Below are 14,895 nucleotides of genomic sequence, written 5' to 3'. Positions count from 1 at the left end.
TCGAGGAAAATTTCGCCCATATTTCAATTGCGAACGATTCATGTTGCACGAATGCAACATTCGCCGAAAAACGTACGAACACACCAAAACGGCGTCGTGCAGGCGTCGATCAAAACGCGAAAAAGAACCTTTCTGGATTTTCGCTATCGCAACAATTCGGACAAGGTGAGCACTCCTCCACGAAGACACGCACAGGTCTTCTTGCGCCTCCAAGAAGCCGCGGAGAGAGGTAAAAATGGCGACTTCCCCGTCAAATATTGGACAGGTGTCAGGTTAAGGAATTAGGGCCATACACTCCCGATGAGCTCCCCTCGAAATAGAGAATTTGGGGGCCAACGGGTAACGAGGCAGGGTCGAACCAATCGGATGCCCAACAGATTGCGCAAGGATCGCGAAAGCTGTGCTTTTCGAACCAACGAGTATCGGTTCTTCGCCCACTCTTGTTACAAGGAAGCGGGATCACACGCTAAATCGTGCTAACGCGCAGGCGTAGAAGCGGCGTTTTACGTCCCCGCACCCGCGCGGCGATCGACCAGGCTCACACATCGGTTTCTCGCGAACGCTGACCCGCCACCTGCCATCGCAGCCATGGCGCGTGCTCGTACCCGAGCGATCCGGGTACCCTTGGTCCGATTCCCAGCTCCGGAATGCCCGTCTCTCGCGACCGGGACTGGGCCGCTGCGTCCTGTGCCGGGAGGCCCGCGCCCCATTACCGCCCGCGCAAGTCCGACCTCAAGGAGAGGACCTGCTCCTGGCCGGGAGTGCGCGGCCAAACGTTCGCAACAGCCAGGATCAGGCTCAAACCTCACCCGCGTTGGTGTCGCATCTTGCCGGGATTCCGAACCCCGGATCGCGCGGCGCAATCCTGGAGAGCAGCGGCTCTATCCCTCGCGCGCGGGCCTGCCCGGCGCGTATCAGGAGTTCGGCATCGTGTCGCAGCCGTTCGACTGTACGCCCCTCTCCTTCCAGATAGGCGGCTTCATTGAACATTGTCTTTGCGAGGCAAGCGTTTCCACCGAGGATCGAGCCTATGCCGCGCAGACGCTTGATGTCGGGATTACGGCTGTCGAGCGTGTGCGCGGCATAGATCTCCGCCATCCCCCGCTGCTGGCGGCCAAGCGCAAGATACAGACGGGTTTCGGCGATCAAAGCCTGGACGAGAGCGTCGCGGTGTTCCGCGGTCGCACTCATGGCGAAGACGTCTCGTTGAGCAAGGACAAGCCAGCGGCGGAAGGTTAGCGCGCGAGTACCCGCCGATTTGTTTCGAGGACTCGTGAAGAACACCTCTTCGCGATTTTCGGCCACGGCGCGAAGCACGTCGTAGAAGGCAGCGCGCTCATTTTCGGGCGTGCGGGCCAGATCGGGTTCGTAGTTGCCTAAAATTCTTCGAAACACACGGTCCGAAGCATCATCATCGATGCCGCGCAGCGACTTGGCCTGATCGGAAAGGCAACGCTGGGCAAGCGCGACCCAAAGCTCGTCCGTTTTATCCAGGCCGGCCGCGGCCCCTTCGGAATTGGGCCAACACAAGGCATACATGTCCTCGCTCTGCTTGAGCAGTGCGGCCCGCTCGGCGGGTCGATGCGGTATCATCTTGAGATAGGCGCGCCCGAGATCCGCGTAGCCTTGGGCGAGGCGCTGACGCGCTTCGCTCGAAACCTGGCCAGACCCGAGGCCATCCTTCGGCGCGGCCTTCCGGCGCAGGTCCAGCGCCGTCCTGAGCGGTGCAAGCGCGTGCGCCGGACGGTCGGCGATCAGTTCGATTTCGCCGACGCGGCTATAAAGATCGGCAAGCTGCGAAGGGTTCGCTGTGGCGCCATTCGTCGCAGAATTGGTGTCCGTTTTCAGCGCATCGATTGCGCTTTGCGTCGCCGCCGCCGCTTTCAGGTCGTGACCAGCGCCCAGCAGGGCCTGCGCCTCGAAAAGCCTGGCCGAGGCAAGCTCGAGCCTCAGATCGTCGCGATCGGCGATCGCATAAGCGTCAACGACCGCATCGATCCTCGCCACGCGTTCCTTGACGCCCTCGCCCGACGGCAGCGACGAAAGTGATGTGGCCCAACTGATCGCTTCCGCCGCATTCTTGTCGGCGCGTTGTAACAGCTTGGGCAAGCTGGTTCCGCATCTGCGCCGATCCGTCAGGTGGGGCGCCAGGCCCTTGATCCCATTTGGCCCGGGCGTCGGAAGCTTGTCCGCTATTGCCACCGGGTCCGTTGAGGCAAGGAGGGAATAGGCGCAGCCGAAAATCGCCTTGTCGGCGGCGGTGCGTACTTCGCTATCCTTCTGAACCTTGACGATCGCGACGAGGGCCACGAGAGCCGCGATTGCACCGGACGCGACCATGATCCGCCGCCGTATCCGGCGCGCTTTGGTCCGGCGCCGCTCGGCCATGTCCGCAAGCGCCGCGTCCACGAGTTCTTGCTGGATCCGGGCATCCCGGCTGATCCGCAGCGGTTCGAGAAGCACATCGTGGACAAGCTCGACCCTGACGGTCGACTGGCGCTCTTCCAGCTTCAGGATGCGCCTGCGCACGAGTTCCTCGATGTCCCGGACATCGGCGGGATCGACAAGCTTGCGGGCACGATCAATTGGCATATCGACGCGCACGCCCGGCTCGACGACCAGATCATCCTCGACGAAACGGCGAACCGACCGCGCGATTCCGTCCATCGAGCGTTCGTAAAATTCGTTCAGTATCTCATCGGCAGCGGTCGTGAACGCCGTCTCGTCGATCTTGTCCGCTCCGGCTTGCAGTCGCCGCTCGTTCAGCTCGCGGCAGAAAAGACTGAGGATCGCCGGGTCGATCTCCGCCGTCGCCCGGCGCGCCTTGGTGTCCGCGCCCGACAGCTCGTCGACGATCTTTTCGGCCACATCGTCTTCGAGCAGCGCGCGGCCGGGCCCAACCACCGCAGCCATTCCCTCGCGCCATGTCATCGCGAGCAACCGCAGACGGTTTTGCCCGAAGCTTGGCGAACGTGCGGTCAGAACCTCAAGCGCGGGAAGATAATCTTCGCGCAGGCTGACGATGATGCGATACCGCGCGCCGTCGAGGCGAAGCTCGGCGAATCGCGCCGGATCGCTTTCGCAGCTGTCGCGCAGCCATGCCGGGAGACGATCCTCGATCAGGTCGGCCAGCAGCTCCACGAACTCGGCGCAGTGAGGCTGGCGCTGCGGATTGGTGAAGCCGAGCGAAAACAATTCCTCGAACTGGTCGAAGACGAGCACGGGAACACTATTCCCGTCACTTCCCAGCTGCAGATCGCAACGATGCAGGTAGCTCCAGAGGTCTTCCTTCTGACGTGGATCGGGCCGGGCAAGGCCTTGCGCGTCAATGGCCTCGTAAAGGCGCGCAGAGGCCTGGTCTACCAGCGGCGGTGCATCCGCACCGTGGTCGAGACGGATCGGCACGGGCAGAAAGCCGCTCTGCCGCAAGCGGGGGAAGAGCCCGGCTTGAAGCAGTGAGGTCTTGCCCAGCCCGGACCGGCCGAAAAGCAGCGTGACGATGTCCCTTTGCACGAACCGCATCAGCTCTTCGGCGGGATCGTCCCGACCGAAGAACAGGTCTTGTGACGGCTCGTCGAAGGCAACAAGCCCGGGCCAGGGATGCTCGGGATCGATCGGTGTCGATAACGGATCGCTCATGATCCGCGGCTCATGAGCTGCTGGATATGGCGCAGACCGCGCGGATCCAGGACTCCGCAAGGCGCGCGGCACATATTCAGGTCACGTTTCCAGTGCTCGGGAATTTCCCGCAGCGCGCCGGGATCGAGGTCATCGACTATGATCGGGACCGTGAAGATGACGCTATCGGAGGTTCCCTGGCGTCGATCCTCGGCATGGCGCCACTCACGCCGGAAATAGGTGTCTCGCAATCGCACCTCGGTGTTGCGCGAGATCAGCGGCAGGAAAAGTTCGCATCGCGCGATGCGGCCCACGATCTCCGATCGGAAGTTCTGGCCGCCCTCCATGCGTTCGGTGTCCATCCAGCAGGACACGCCGGCCGCCCTGAGCGCGCGGCTGATTGCAGCGGCCGCGTCGGAATCCTCCCGCGCGTAACTGAGAAACACGAAAGCGTCCTCTGCCTTCGGTTGCGCGATCGGTGGGACTATGCCGCTTCGCTCGGACCAACGGGTCCAGAGCTGGTCGACGAAGTCGTCCGCACCTGCATGAAAGACACGCGTTTCGACGCTGAAATCGCTTAGAAAGCCAACAAGCTTGGGATCCTGGTAGGACAGGCTGTCGGCGAGGATTTCAACCGCGCCATCAAGCTCGCGGGGCGAGGAAAGCGGCTTTTGACGGGTCAGGCGCAGCACGATGCGGATTAGCCAGTCCGGAAACGCACCACCCAGAAAGAGCAGGCTTTTGCCTTTGAGCACGTCGAGGAGATTGCGAGGGGCGGCCGCGGACTGCATGCCGAAAAGATATTCCAGCAGATCGCTGTCGCTCACCGCATATTCGGGTAGCACGCTGCAGCGACCGAACAGATAATAGACCAGCGGCGGCCCGTCGGCCACGCTGCTCACCAGGTCGCAATCCGGCATGCGCCTGGGATGGTACGAGTTATAACCGCTGGGGCCGGTCGTCGTGCCGCGCTCGTCAGCCAGGGCCTGCTCCAGCAGCGTGTCGAACGACAAGCTGACATAGAGCCCGAAGCTTCTGATGGCCGCAAGACGTTTCAGGGTAGGGCCCGGCTTGATGGCGGCATCTCGCAATATCGCGTGAATTCGCGGATATACATCCATGGGGCGAACCTTGTGCCGCATGGCAAGACCGATCACGTCGCTCAGTTCGGCATGTGGCAAGGCGGCCAGATCAAGCCCGAGTTGCTCGGCCAGGCGGCAGGCTACATACGTGCGGACCGATTGCGTGTTGCCATCGATCTCGACCACCGAGAGTTCCGGCCCGATGATCGGCACAACCTGGCCGCGATCGAGCGAGGCGAGCAGCGGTTCCCAGAGCACATCGTCCCAGAGCGCCGAGGGGCCGTGCTGCGGCTCAAGCGGATGTGACGCCAATCAACTTCCCCTCGTTTCTCTGGCTGCATTTCCCTATTTTTGGGCGGCAGATGCGTCCGTCATGGTGTCACGAGCACACGGTCATGCGTAATCCGACGTAGGCGAGGACACTCGCGACAAGCAGGAGACCGTAGACCGAGGCGACCGATGGGGAGGCCACCGCCTCCCAAAACGGTTTGCCCGCAACGCTGGCCGGTTTCAGGTCGAACAGGTCCGCGCGACGATAGCTACCTTCCCGCAAGCGGACTGCCTTGGCGTTGAAAAGGTGGCGAAAGGCCCTTTCGAGAGCGAGATAATACGCGTCGATCCCGCTCAGGATCAGCGCTGGCGCCAAGGCGAATAACGCGATCGCGGGCGCCTTGGCCGACCCCGCAAGGCCGATCAGGGCACCCACCACGGCGATCGCCCAGGTCTTGCATGACGAGCTGTTCCCGTTCAGCCGCGCGATCACCGCCTGCACCATGTTGAAGTGCGCGATGACCGCTGCATTTGCTTCGGCTTCCAGCACTACCGTATCGGTCTCGAGTGCGGGCACGGCGGCCTCCATCGCTGGACTTTCTGGACGAACTAATTCGCCCCTTCCAGATATCTGGACGCAAATAATGCGCCTATAAGAATATCGGGGAGACAAATTAGAATCGGGCAGATTATAGCATTCAATGCGCGCAATCTGAATTATACTTATTACTTGAAGAATTCTCCAATGCGCTATTTCCCATCCGATGCTCCCGCTGTTTTGGCGCGTACGAAGCCACCTGCAAGCTGAGTAAGGTATGCAGACCTTATACCAGGCCGCAGGGATGTTGGCGCATCAGCCGCTTGGAACGCTCAGGTGCTGCAGGGCTTGACCAACCCGCGATGATTCAAGCTCAACGCAAGTCGGCATACGTGCTCCCCTGGGTATGGTCGTCTCGATCGCGGGCACCTTCCCAAGGCGCTTGATCAGGACCACGCCCCCTGCTTCGCGTGGTCCCGCATAGCCTCAAGGAATACCCGGATGGCGGGCATGGCCGCCCGGCCGGGATCGTAGAGCAGGCTTACCGGCATGGGATCCGGGGCATGGTCTCTCAGCACTTCCACCAGGTGCCCCTGCGCAATATGCGCGGCCGACTGATAGCTCAGCACATTGGCGAGCCCCACGCCGTCCCTGGCGGCAGCGATGGCCGCGTCAATGCTGTTCACCGTCAGGCGGGAGGGCACTTCCACGGTCCGGTCGCCGCGTGCACCGAACGACCATTTGGGACCGGCGCGCACCGCGCTGCCCACGATGCAATGGTGGCTGGCAAGTTCGGCGGGATCGTCGGGCACGCCATGTTCGGCCAGGTAGGCCGGGCTAGCCACGATCGTCTGCCGAACGGAGCCGATCGTCACCGCGCGCAGGGAACTGTCCGCCAGCGCCCCGATCCGCACCGCCACGTCGATACCCTCCTCGATGATGCGGACATTGCGATCGAGCAGCATCATCCGCACGTTCAGGCCCGCGTGGCGGGCGAGGAGCGCATTGATGACCGGCAGCACATGCAGGCGGCCGAACACCACCGGCGCCGTCACGTAAAGCTGCCCGCGCGGTACGGATCGGCCGCCCATCGCGACCTGCTCCGCCTCGCGCAGGTCCGCAAGCAGTCGCCGCGCGCGGTCGAGCAGGGCCGCCCCCTCGTCGGTCAGCGACACGGCCCGTGTCGAGCGATGCAACAAGGTCACGCCCAGATGCCGCTCGAGCGCCGCCACCGCGCGGGTGACGGCGGGCGCAGAGAGATTCAGCGCCCGTGCCGCGGCGGCGAAACCACGTTGCTCGGCCACGGCGACGAAGACGGAAAGACTTTCGAAGCGGTCCATTATTCCTCGAATTGAAATAGTGAACGTCGATAATTGCTGATTATCCCATAGCGGGCAACGTACTATCTCTCCAGGCATGGCCCAGACATTTCTCCATACCCTGTTCGGACCCGGCGCCCGCGCCTTGCAGGCGGCGGCGGGTTCGCGGGCCTCCTACGCGCGCATGGAAGCGGACGCGGGGCCGGTCGACGTTCTGACGCCGCGCGAAGTGGACTTCATCGTCGCGCGCGACAGCTTCTACATGGCAAGCGTCTCGGAGGACGGCTGGCCCTATGTGCAGCATCGCGGCGGCCCGGCAGGGTTCCTCCGGCACCTCGAGGGCAATCGCATCGGATTTGCGGACTATCGCGGCAACCGGCAATATCTCTCCGCAGCCCACCTTGCAGCGGACGAGCGGGTCGCCCTCTTGCTGATGGACTATCCCAGCCGCCGCCGCCTCAAGATCATCGGTCACGCCCGGCTCACGGACGACCCGGCGGCCATCGCGGCACTGATGCCCGCCGACTATCCCGCCGAGCCCGAGCGAGCCCTACTGATCGACGTCGTCGGATTCGACTGGAACTGCCCGCAGCACATCACGCCGCGCTTCACCGAGGCTCAGGTGCGCCGTGCATCGCAACCCCTGCTCGACGAGATCGCCGCGCTGCGGGTCCGGATCACCCAATTGGAAGGAGCACCATCATGACCCGCACGTTCACCCAGGGCGTCCATCATGTCGGCCTCACCGTCCCCGACCTCGAGCAGGCGCGCGCCTTCTTCTGCGGCACGCTGGGCTTCGCCGAAGTGGGCGGTGTACCCGATTATCCCTCGATCTTCGTATCGGACGGAGCGATCCTGCTGACCTTGTGGCGTGCCGAGGACCCCCAAACGGCCCGCGCCTTCGACCGGCGCATCAACATCGGCCTGCATCATCTCTCGCTTGCGGTCGCCGACGATGCGGCGCTGGAGGCCGCCTGGGCCGCAGTGACGGCGCACCCGGGGGTGGTCATCGATTCGCCGCCGGGCCCCATCGGGCCGGGAGTCTCCACGCGCCATTTCCTCGTCTTCATTCCCGGCGGCATTCGCCTGGAATTCGCCACGCCTTTTGCTTGAAAGCTCCGGGCCCTGCCACGCCCCCTGCCCTCTCCTGCAAAGGTTCGCGCCTGCGCAGGCGAGACACATGGCACGTGACGAGATGACCTCAAAGATGCGTGGTTCACGTTGGAGGGCGTCGCGGCACAGTGTGCAGCCTTGGCGCACTGTGCCGCGCCCGGATCAGAAGCGATAGCCGATCGAGGCCATCACGTTGCGCGGGGCCGCCACGAAGCAGTCGCCGCGCGCGAGGCAGGAGGCGTACTGGATTTCGTTGAACAGGTTCGTCGCGTTGACCGCGAAGCGCCAGTTCTCCCAGGTCACTTCCGCCAGGGCATCGACGTTGGTGCGCGATGGCGTGACGATCGACCAGATCGCGCTGGTCGAGCGGCTCTTCCCGTTATACGTCACGCCCGCACCCAGGCGCAGGTGCGCGTCGTCCGCGACGCCGAAGGTCTTCGTCGTCCAGGCCGAGGCGACATGGCGCGGCATGTAGTCGAGATTGGTGTCGGTTTCCGACTTCAGCTTGTTGTAGCCATAGTTGAGCAGCAACTGGAAATCGCCCGGAAGCGTGTGGCTCGCCTCGACCTCGATGCCCTTGGTGTTCAGCACGCCCGACTGGGTCGTCGCATTGCCCGCAAGGTAGAGCACGCGGTTCTCTTCCTTGATCTTGAAGGCGGTAACGGTGACGAGCGTTTCGGGCTGCGGCTGCCACTTGATGCCCGCTTCGAACTGGGTTCCGGTCAGCGGCTTGTAGGGCGAGCCGTAAGTGCCGTCGGCGTTCTGGATCGAACCGGCCTGCGGCAGGAAGCTCTCGGTATAGCTGAAGAACGGCGAGAAACCGGCCCCCAGCTCGCCGATGATGCCTGCACGGAAGGTTGTGGCGTTGTCCTTGGCGCCCGACGAGGACGTCACCCGGTCCCGGCGACCGCCCAGCACCAGCGACACGCGATCGAACGCGCGGATCTGGTCCTGCACGTAGATGCCAAGCTGCTTTTGCGACTCGCTGGTGAACGGGCCGGTGGGGTCGTAAGTCTGGAGCGATGCGTAGTCGATGTCGTAGAGATCCACGATCTCCGTACCGCCGGCGTAGCGCTTGCCCACCTTGTTCCAGCTGTAGTCGATGCCGACCAGCAGCGTGTGCTCGAAGTTGGCGCCGGTGTTGAAGCTGAAGCGGACGTTGTTGTCGGTGGAGAAGACGTTCATCCGGGCATCGCTGGCATCGGCCGTCAGCCCGATCGTCCGCCCGTCGCTGCCGTAGACCGAATAGGGATCGGTCGGGTTGGAGTAGCTGTCGGCGTAGTGCGTGTTGTACTCGAGGTCGCTGTCGATGTAGCGCGCCTTGAGGCTGATCCGGACCGTGTCCGAGAAATCGTGGCTGACGGCGGCGCCCCCTTGCAGCGAGCGCCCCGCATAGCGGTCCCAGCCCGCCTTGCCCACAAACGTGTAGGGATCGAGCCGCCCGTCCGGATTGCCCGGATTGGGACGGAACGTGCCGACGATCGGCAGGAACTGCGAGGTCGAGCCGGTATCGTCCTCCTGGTAGACCCCGGTCAGGACGACGTTCGTGTCCGGCGTGGGCTGCCAGCGCAGCGAGGGCGCGAAGAGCACACGGTCATCGGGCACGTGATCGACGTAAGTGTCGGCATCCCGGACACGCGCGACGGTGCGGATCGCCAGATTGTCGGCGAGCGCGACGTTGACGTCGGCCATCGCCTCCTTGCGCTCGTAGCTGCCGTAGACGAGGTTGACTTCGCCGCGCGTCTCGAAATCCGGCGTCTTGGAGACGAGGTTGACGATACCGCCGATCGAGCCCTGGCCGAACAGCACCGAGGCTGGCCCGCGCACGATCTCGACCCGCTCGAAGTTGTAGGGGTCCGACGTGATGCTCGCGTAGTACGAGAAGATATCGCGCATGCCGTCGCGGAACTGGAGCGCGTTGATGCCGCGCACGCGAAAACCGTCAACGCGCGTATCACGTCCATAGGCATTTGCGAGGACGCCGGCGGCATACTTCACGGTGTCGCTGATGCTGATCGCACCCTGCGAGAGGTATTGCTCGGCCGGTACGACGGTGAGCGGCTGCGGGACTTCGATCAGGGGCGTTTCGGTCTTGGTACCGGAAATCGCGCCTGTCACGACGATCTCCTCTCCATGCCCGGCCTCGGTCTGGGTTTCGGCACGCGTATCCTGGGCATGGGCACCCGGCGCCATCACGGCACAGGCGGCCACGCCGCATAGAACGATCGAACGAGCGGAAATCATATGCACCCCTATTTGCGACTCAATCTCAATAATTGGGGCTGGTAGCGCTATTGAGACGCATTGGCAATATTGGCGTTATATACCAGTTCATTGCAGATTGCGGGCGCCGCCATGACCTGTGGCGGCGCAACCAACCAAAAGGAGCCTCGCGGGCAGATGCTGCGGATCGTTCCGGCCCCGCGCCAGGTGCGCGGGGCCGGTCGATCGGGCCGATCACTTCGATCCGTCTCAAGGCCCGGCATCCCGCTATCCAGGCCGGTGAGCTCAAGATCGTGCGCCGGCACCGGCTCGTTCTCGCTGAAAGCGAGGACGGCGCGGCGGCACCCTGGAACACGACATGCGGGCCGGTCGGGCGTTGATCATCCCGCTCGACAAGCAGGACAAGTTCGATGCGCCAGGCGGGAAGGTTATACCTCCCGCTCCTGCGGCGGGCTCGAGCCCATCGGACCGGCGCCCGATTTTACCCTTAGGCGGCTTGCCAGCGGGTGGTGCCGTTCACGATCGTTCGCAGCGGCTTGATCGCCTTGATCGCATGCTCGGGCACGCGTGTCGGATCGCCGTCGAGGACGGTAAGGTCGGCGATGTAGCCCGGTGCCACTAGACCCAGGCGGTCTTCCTGGAATCCGGCGAAGGCGTTGTTGCGGGTATAGCAGCGCAGCGCCTGCTCGGCCTTGATCTTCTGCTCGGGGAGCCAACCGTCGGGGTTCTTTCCGTCGATCGTCTCGCGCGTCACGGCAGCCTGGATGCCGGTGATTGCGTCGAAGGGGGCGACCGGCCAGTCGGACCCGAAGGTGACCGTCGCGCCGGCGGCGATCAGCGAATGCAATGCGTAGGTCCCTTCGAGCCGCTCCTCGCCGATGCGCTTGACCGCCCAGCGCCCGTCGTCGATCGCGTGGTAGGGCTGGCACGAGGCGATGACGCCCAGTTCGGCGAAACGCGGCACCGCGAACGAGGTCAGGTGCTGGGCGTGCTCGATGCGCATGCGCCGGTCGCGCCCCGGACGCCGCGCGGTGACGTTGGCGATGATGTCGAGCACGTCGTCGTTGCTGCGATCGCCAATGGCGTGGATTGCCAGTTGCAGCCCCGCCGCATCGGCTCCGTCGATCTGTTCGGCAAGGTCGGCAAGGCCCGTGACACGCATGCCGACCTGCTCGGGCGCATCGGTGTAGTGTTCGTGGAAGAGCGCGGTGCGCGATCCCAGCGAACCGTCCGCCAGCGCCTTCACCGCCCCCCAGCGCACCCAGTCGTCGCCGCGCCCTTCGGCCTTGACGATGGCGGCCATCTTCTCCCAGTCGCGCGCCGGGACCATGCAGTAGAAGCGCATGTCGGTCTCGCCCTTGAGGCGCAGGCGCCGGGCGGTGTCGTAGGTCACCCAGTCGAAGGGCTCGGGGCAGTGGACCTGGGTGAACCCGCGCGCGAGCCCGTGCGCGATCCCGGCGCGCATGGTCGCTTCGCGTTCGGCGTCACTGGGCGTCGGGATGACGCGTTCGACGAGCGTCTTGGCGTTGTCCTTGAGGATGCCGGTGGGCTCACCCCTGGCATCGCGCCCGATCACGCCGCCTGCGATATCGGGCGTGTCGCGGGTGATCCCGGCGGCTTTCAGCGCGGCGCTGTTGAGCAGGTACATGTGCAAGTCGGTGCGCGGCACCGCAACGGGGGTATCGCCCGTCGCCGCGTCGATCCAGTCGCGCGTCGGCAGTTCACCGCCCAGTCGCTGCTCGTCCCAGCTTCCGCCCAGGATCCACTTGCCCGGACGCGCCTTGGCGGCCCTGCCGAGCCGGTCGGCGAAATCGGAGCGGCTGACCGCGCCGAGCAGGTCGGGCTGGCCAAGCGTGCTCGAGCCGATCATGAAATGCGTGTGGTTGTCCATGAAGCCGGGGCAGACGAAGGCCCCCTGCAGGTCGATGACGCGGGTCGCGGGCCCGCGCGCCGCATCGACAGCCTCGCGCCCGAGCGCCATGATGCGATTGCCCGCCAGGCCGACCGCGTCGGTGCGGGGCAGGCGGGGGTCACCGGTCCAGACATTCGCGTTGATGAGAACGGTGTCGAGCCGACGCTCCGCGGCCAGTGCCCGTCCGGCCAGAAGCCATAGCCCGCTACCGGCCAGAACAGTTCTGCGATCAAACTTCATCTTGCCCTCTCATGGCCCCTCTTCGCGCTGCAAACCTTGCGCATCGATGGGGCCAGACTAATTGCCTGAGCGGCGGCCCCAAGGCCCAATTCTGCAAATGCGAAGGTGCCAAGGCCTATTCCACCCGCGCGAAGCCGCTGTCTCGCGCGGTTTCCGGTGCGTGGGCGCCTGACCCCGACGGCGGCTGGCAGGGGCCGCCGCCAGTTGGCCCCCTGCTTTTCCATAATCTGGATGTTTTTGAGGAACCAAGGCAGTTCAAATCTATACGCCGACGGGGCTGCACCACAGACGGCCCGATCCATGAGGGGCGTGTCCGATCCGGACGTGTCGGATATTTCGAGTGAACCAAAGGGGGCTTTGCGTGATGAAAAACAGTCTTATCCGGAACGGGGTATTTTGCAGTGCAGCGCTGGGCGCGATGGTGCTCGCGATGCCGTCCTTCGCGCGGGACGCGGCCGATACGGGCGCGACCAAGCCCGGCGAGATCGTCGTGACCGCGACCAAGCGCGACGAGACGCTGCGCGACGTGGCCCTGCCGATCAGCGCGGTGACCGGCGAGGACCTGGCCGCGGCGAATGCCAATAGCCTGTCCGACTACATCACGCGCCTGCCCGGCGTCACTTTCAACGACTACCAGCCCGGCATCTCCGAAGTCGTCATCCGTGGCATCGCGGCCACCACCTACCACGAGCAGGGCCAGACGACGACCGGCTACTACATGAACGAGATCCCGCTGGTGGAGCCGGGCTGGCCGATCGGCATTCCCGACGTCGACACCTTCGATCTCGACCGCGTCGAGGTGCTGCGCGGGCCCCAGGGCACGCTGTTCGGTTCCTCGTCGCTGGGCGGCGCGGTGAACTACGTGGTCAAGACCGCCGACACGAGCGCGTTCGATGCCGCAGGCGAAGCGCTGATCGGCTATACCGACAACGCGCAGGAGGCCAACTACGCCGCCAAGGCGATGGTCAACGTGCCGATCATCCAGGACGTTCTGGCGGTGCGCGGCATGGCGCTGCAACGCTACGATGCCGGCTACATCGACAACCTGGCGACGGGCGACGAGGGCAGCAACAACTTCCGCACGCGCGGGCTGCGCGGCTCGATCGTGCTGACCCCCTCGGTCGACACCAAGGTCACCTGGATGACGGCCTACCAGGACACGCGCCTCGACGACCAGACCTACATCACCTCGCTCGACGCGCTTACCCGCAGCGGCATCGCCCGCAACGAGCCACAGGAAACAAGCTTCTTCCTCAACAGCCTCAAGCTCGAGCAGGACCTGGGCTTCGCCGACTTCACCGCCTTCGGCTCGATCGACAAGAAGACCAACACCACGGTCCTGTCCTACCCCACGTATGGCTACCTCAACGGCGTCTACGAGGGCGAGGACGCGCCTTATTCGCTGGGCACGGCCGATTCCAACCTGAAGCAGGTCGAGGCGCGCCTGGCCTCGAAGGACGAAGGGCCGGTCACCTGGCTCATCGGCACCAGCTACCTTCACGCGAAGAAGGCAAGCTACGACCAGATCATCGCGCCGGGGGCCGAGGACATCTACGGCTCGACGCTGGCACCGGCCGACGTCGTCTACGGCTACCGTTCGAACTCGGTGAACGAGGACTTCGGGCTGTTCGGCGAAGTGACCCTCACGCCGGTCAACGGCGTGGAACTGACCCTGGGCGGACGCTACTATTCCAACAAGTATTCGGGCACGGTGATCAACGAACCGGGCGCGATCAGCGGCAGCACCACGGGCAGCTCGGCAACGGTCTCGAACTCGGAGGACGGCTTCACCCCCAAGGTGACGCTGGCGCTGCACCCCAGCGACGACTTCATGTGGTACGCCACGTATTCGAAGGGCTACCGCGTGGGGGGCATCAACCCCAACGCCGGGTTCCTCGATTCGCTGCCGCAGACCTACGGCAGCGACGAGGTCGACAACTACGAGATGGGCGTCAAGTTCAGCGCGCTCGAGGACCGCATCTACATCGAGACGAGCGTCTTCAACCTTGACTGGAAGAACATCCAGGCGCGCCTCTTCGGCCCGGCCCCGACGTACTATTCCTATGTCGTCAACGCGGGCGGCGCGAACGTCGCGGGTGTCGAGTTCTCGGGCACGGTGAACCTCAGCAAGGCGATCAGCTTCTCGAGCAACGTGACCTACCAGGACGCGAAGCTCACCGCCTTGCTGCCCGACAGCTTCGCCGCGGGCGGCGGCTATGCCTCCGGGACCACCCTTCCCGGCTCGTCGAAGTGGTCGGTCGCCAACAACCTGCGCCTGACGATTCCGGGCAGCGCGATGGCGCCCACGTTCGAAGTGGCGCACCGCTACCTCTCCTCGGCGCCAGTCGCCTTCGGCAGCACGGCGACGCGCGGCGACTACAACCTGTTCGACCTGCGTGCCTCGCTCACGCTGGGCGATCACGTCAAGGCGATGGTCTTTGCCAACAACGTGTTCAACGAGCGCGGGGTGCTCAACGCGCCCTTCACCTCGATGACGGCGCCGGCCTACTCGGTCACGCGCCCGCGCACGATCGGCCTGCGCCTCGACTTCGGGCTCTGAGACCCATCGCCAACAGGGAC

9 protein-coding genes are annotated in these 14,895 nt (G+C 64.4%); 3 read left to right on the top strand and 6 right to left on the bottom strand.

Annotated elements, in window-relative coordinates:
- Window positions 1-798: 798 nt before the first annotated feature.
- From HT136_RS13225 to HT136_RS13210, 4 genes are all read right to left on the bottom strand, one after another.
- Window positions 799-3,639, bottom strand: a complete 2,841-nt coding sequence (locus tag HT136_RS13225; RefSeq protein ID WP_214200243.1) for an nSTAND1 domain-containing NTPase — start codon at window positions 3,637-3,639, stop codon at window positions 799-801.
- Window positions 3,636-5,012, bottom strand: a complete 1,377-nt coding sequence (locus tag HT136_RS13220; RefSeq protein WP_214200242.1) for a toll/interleukin-1 receptor domain-containing protein — start codon at window positions 5,010-5,012, stop codon at window positions 3,636-3,638. Before HT136_RS13220 ends, HT136_RS13225 begins: the two co-directional genes overlap by 4 nt.
- A gap of 67 nt (window positions 5,013-5,079) precedes the next feature.
- The gene (locus tag HT136_RS13215; RefSeq protein WP_214200241.1) at window positions 5,080-5,547 is read right to left on the bottom strand and encodes a hypothetical protein; all 468 of its coding nucleotides are present in this window, start codon (window positions 5,545-5,547) and stop codon (window positions 5,080-5,082) included.
- A 407-nt stretch (window positions 5,548-5,954) separates the two neighbouring features.
- Window positions 5,955-6,848, bottom strand: a complete 894-nt coding sequence (locus tag HT136_RS13210; protein WP_214200240.1) for a LysR family transcriptional regulator — start codon at window positions 6,846-6,848, stop codon at window positions 5,955-5,957.
- 76 nt (window positions 6,849-6,924) lie between these two features.
- Here HT136_RS13210 and HT136_RS13205 point away from each other — a divergent pair, with 76 nt between their 5' ends.
- A complete protein-coding gene (locus tag HT136_RS13205; protein WP_214200239.1) occupies window positions 6,925-7,533 on the top strand; it encodes a pyridoxamine 5'-phosphate oxidase family protein in 609 nt (202 codons plus the stop codon).
- On the top strand, window positions 7,530-7,940 hold the full coding sequence (locus tag HT136_RS13200) for a VOC family protein (RefSeq protein WP_214200238.1): 411 nt from the start codon (window positions 7,530-7,532) through the stop codon (window positions 7,938-7,940). Before HT136_RS13205 ends, HT136_RS13200 begins: the two co-directional genes overlap by 4 nt.
- 162 nt (window positions 7,941-8,102) lie before the next feature.
- Here HT136_RS13200 and HT136_RS13195 read toward each other — a convergent pair whose 3' ends face one another.
- Both HT136_RS13195 and HT136_RS13190 read right to left on the bottom strand, forming a co-directional pair.
- Complete coding sequence (locus HT136_RS13195) at window positions 8,103-10,184, bottom strand: TonB-dependent siderophore receptor (protein WP_214200237.1); 2,082 nt, start codon at window positions 10,182-10,184, stop codon at window positions 8,103-8,105.
- A gap of 466 nt (window positions 10,185-10,650) precedes the next feature.
- The gene (locus HT136_RS13190; RefSeq protein WP_214200236.1) at window positions 10,651-12,315 is read right to left on the bottom strand and encodes an amidohydrolase; all 1,665 of its coding nucleotides are present in this window, start codon (window positions 12,313-12,315) and stop codon (window positions 10,651-10,653) included.
- Window positions 12,316-12,679: 364 nt separating this feature from the next.
- On the opposite strand from HT136_RS13190, the gene HT136_RS13185 reads away from it, so the two are divergent.
- Entirely contained in the window at window positions 12,680-14,875 is a 2,196-nt protein-coding gene (locus tag HT136_RS13185; RefSeq protein WP_246543676.1) for a TonB-dependent receptor, read from the top strand.
- Window positions 14,876-14,895: the final 20 nt, after the last annotated feature.

This window comes from Novosphingobium profundi, from assembly GCF_018491765.1.
GTDB classification, from domain to species: domain Bacteria; phylum Pseudomonadota; class Alphaproteobacteria; order Sphingomonadales; family Sphingomonadaceae; genus Novosphingobium; species Novosphingobium profundi.
Note: the sequence above shows the minus strand (reverse complement) of the source record. Positions and strands in the feature narration are given on the sequence as shown.

Coding starts and splice junctions, on each gene's coding strand:
- HT136_RS13225 (WP_214200243.1), bottom strand. CDS start 3,639: ATGAGCGATCCGTTATCGACACCGATCGATCCCGAGCATCCCTGGCCC.
- HT136_RS13210 (WP_214200240.1), bottom strand. CDS start 6,848: ATGGACCGCTTCGAAAGTCTTTCCGTCTTCGTCGCCGTGGCCGAGCAA.
- HT136_RS13205 (WP_214200239.1), top strand. CDS start 6,925: ATGGCCCAGACATTTCTCCATACCCTGTTCGGACCCGGCGCCCGCGCC.
- HT136_RS13200 (WP_214200238.1), top strand. CDS start 7,530: ATGACCCGCACGTTCACCCAGGGCGTCCATCATGTCGGCCTCACCGTC.
- HT136_RS13195 (WP_214200237.1), bottom strand. CDS start 10,184: ATGATTTCCGCTCGTTCGATCGTTCTATGCGGCGTGGCCGCCTGTGCC.
- HT136_RS13190 (WP_214200236.1), bottom strand. CDS start 12,315: ATGAAGTTTGATCGCAGAACTGTTCTGGCCGGTAGCGGGCTATGGCTT.
- HT136_RS13185 (WP_246543676.1), top strand. CDS start 12,680: ATGAAAAACAGTCTTATCCGGAACGGGGTATTTTGCAGTGCAGCGCTG.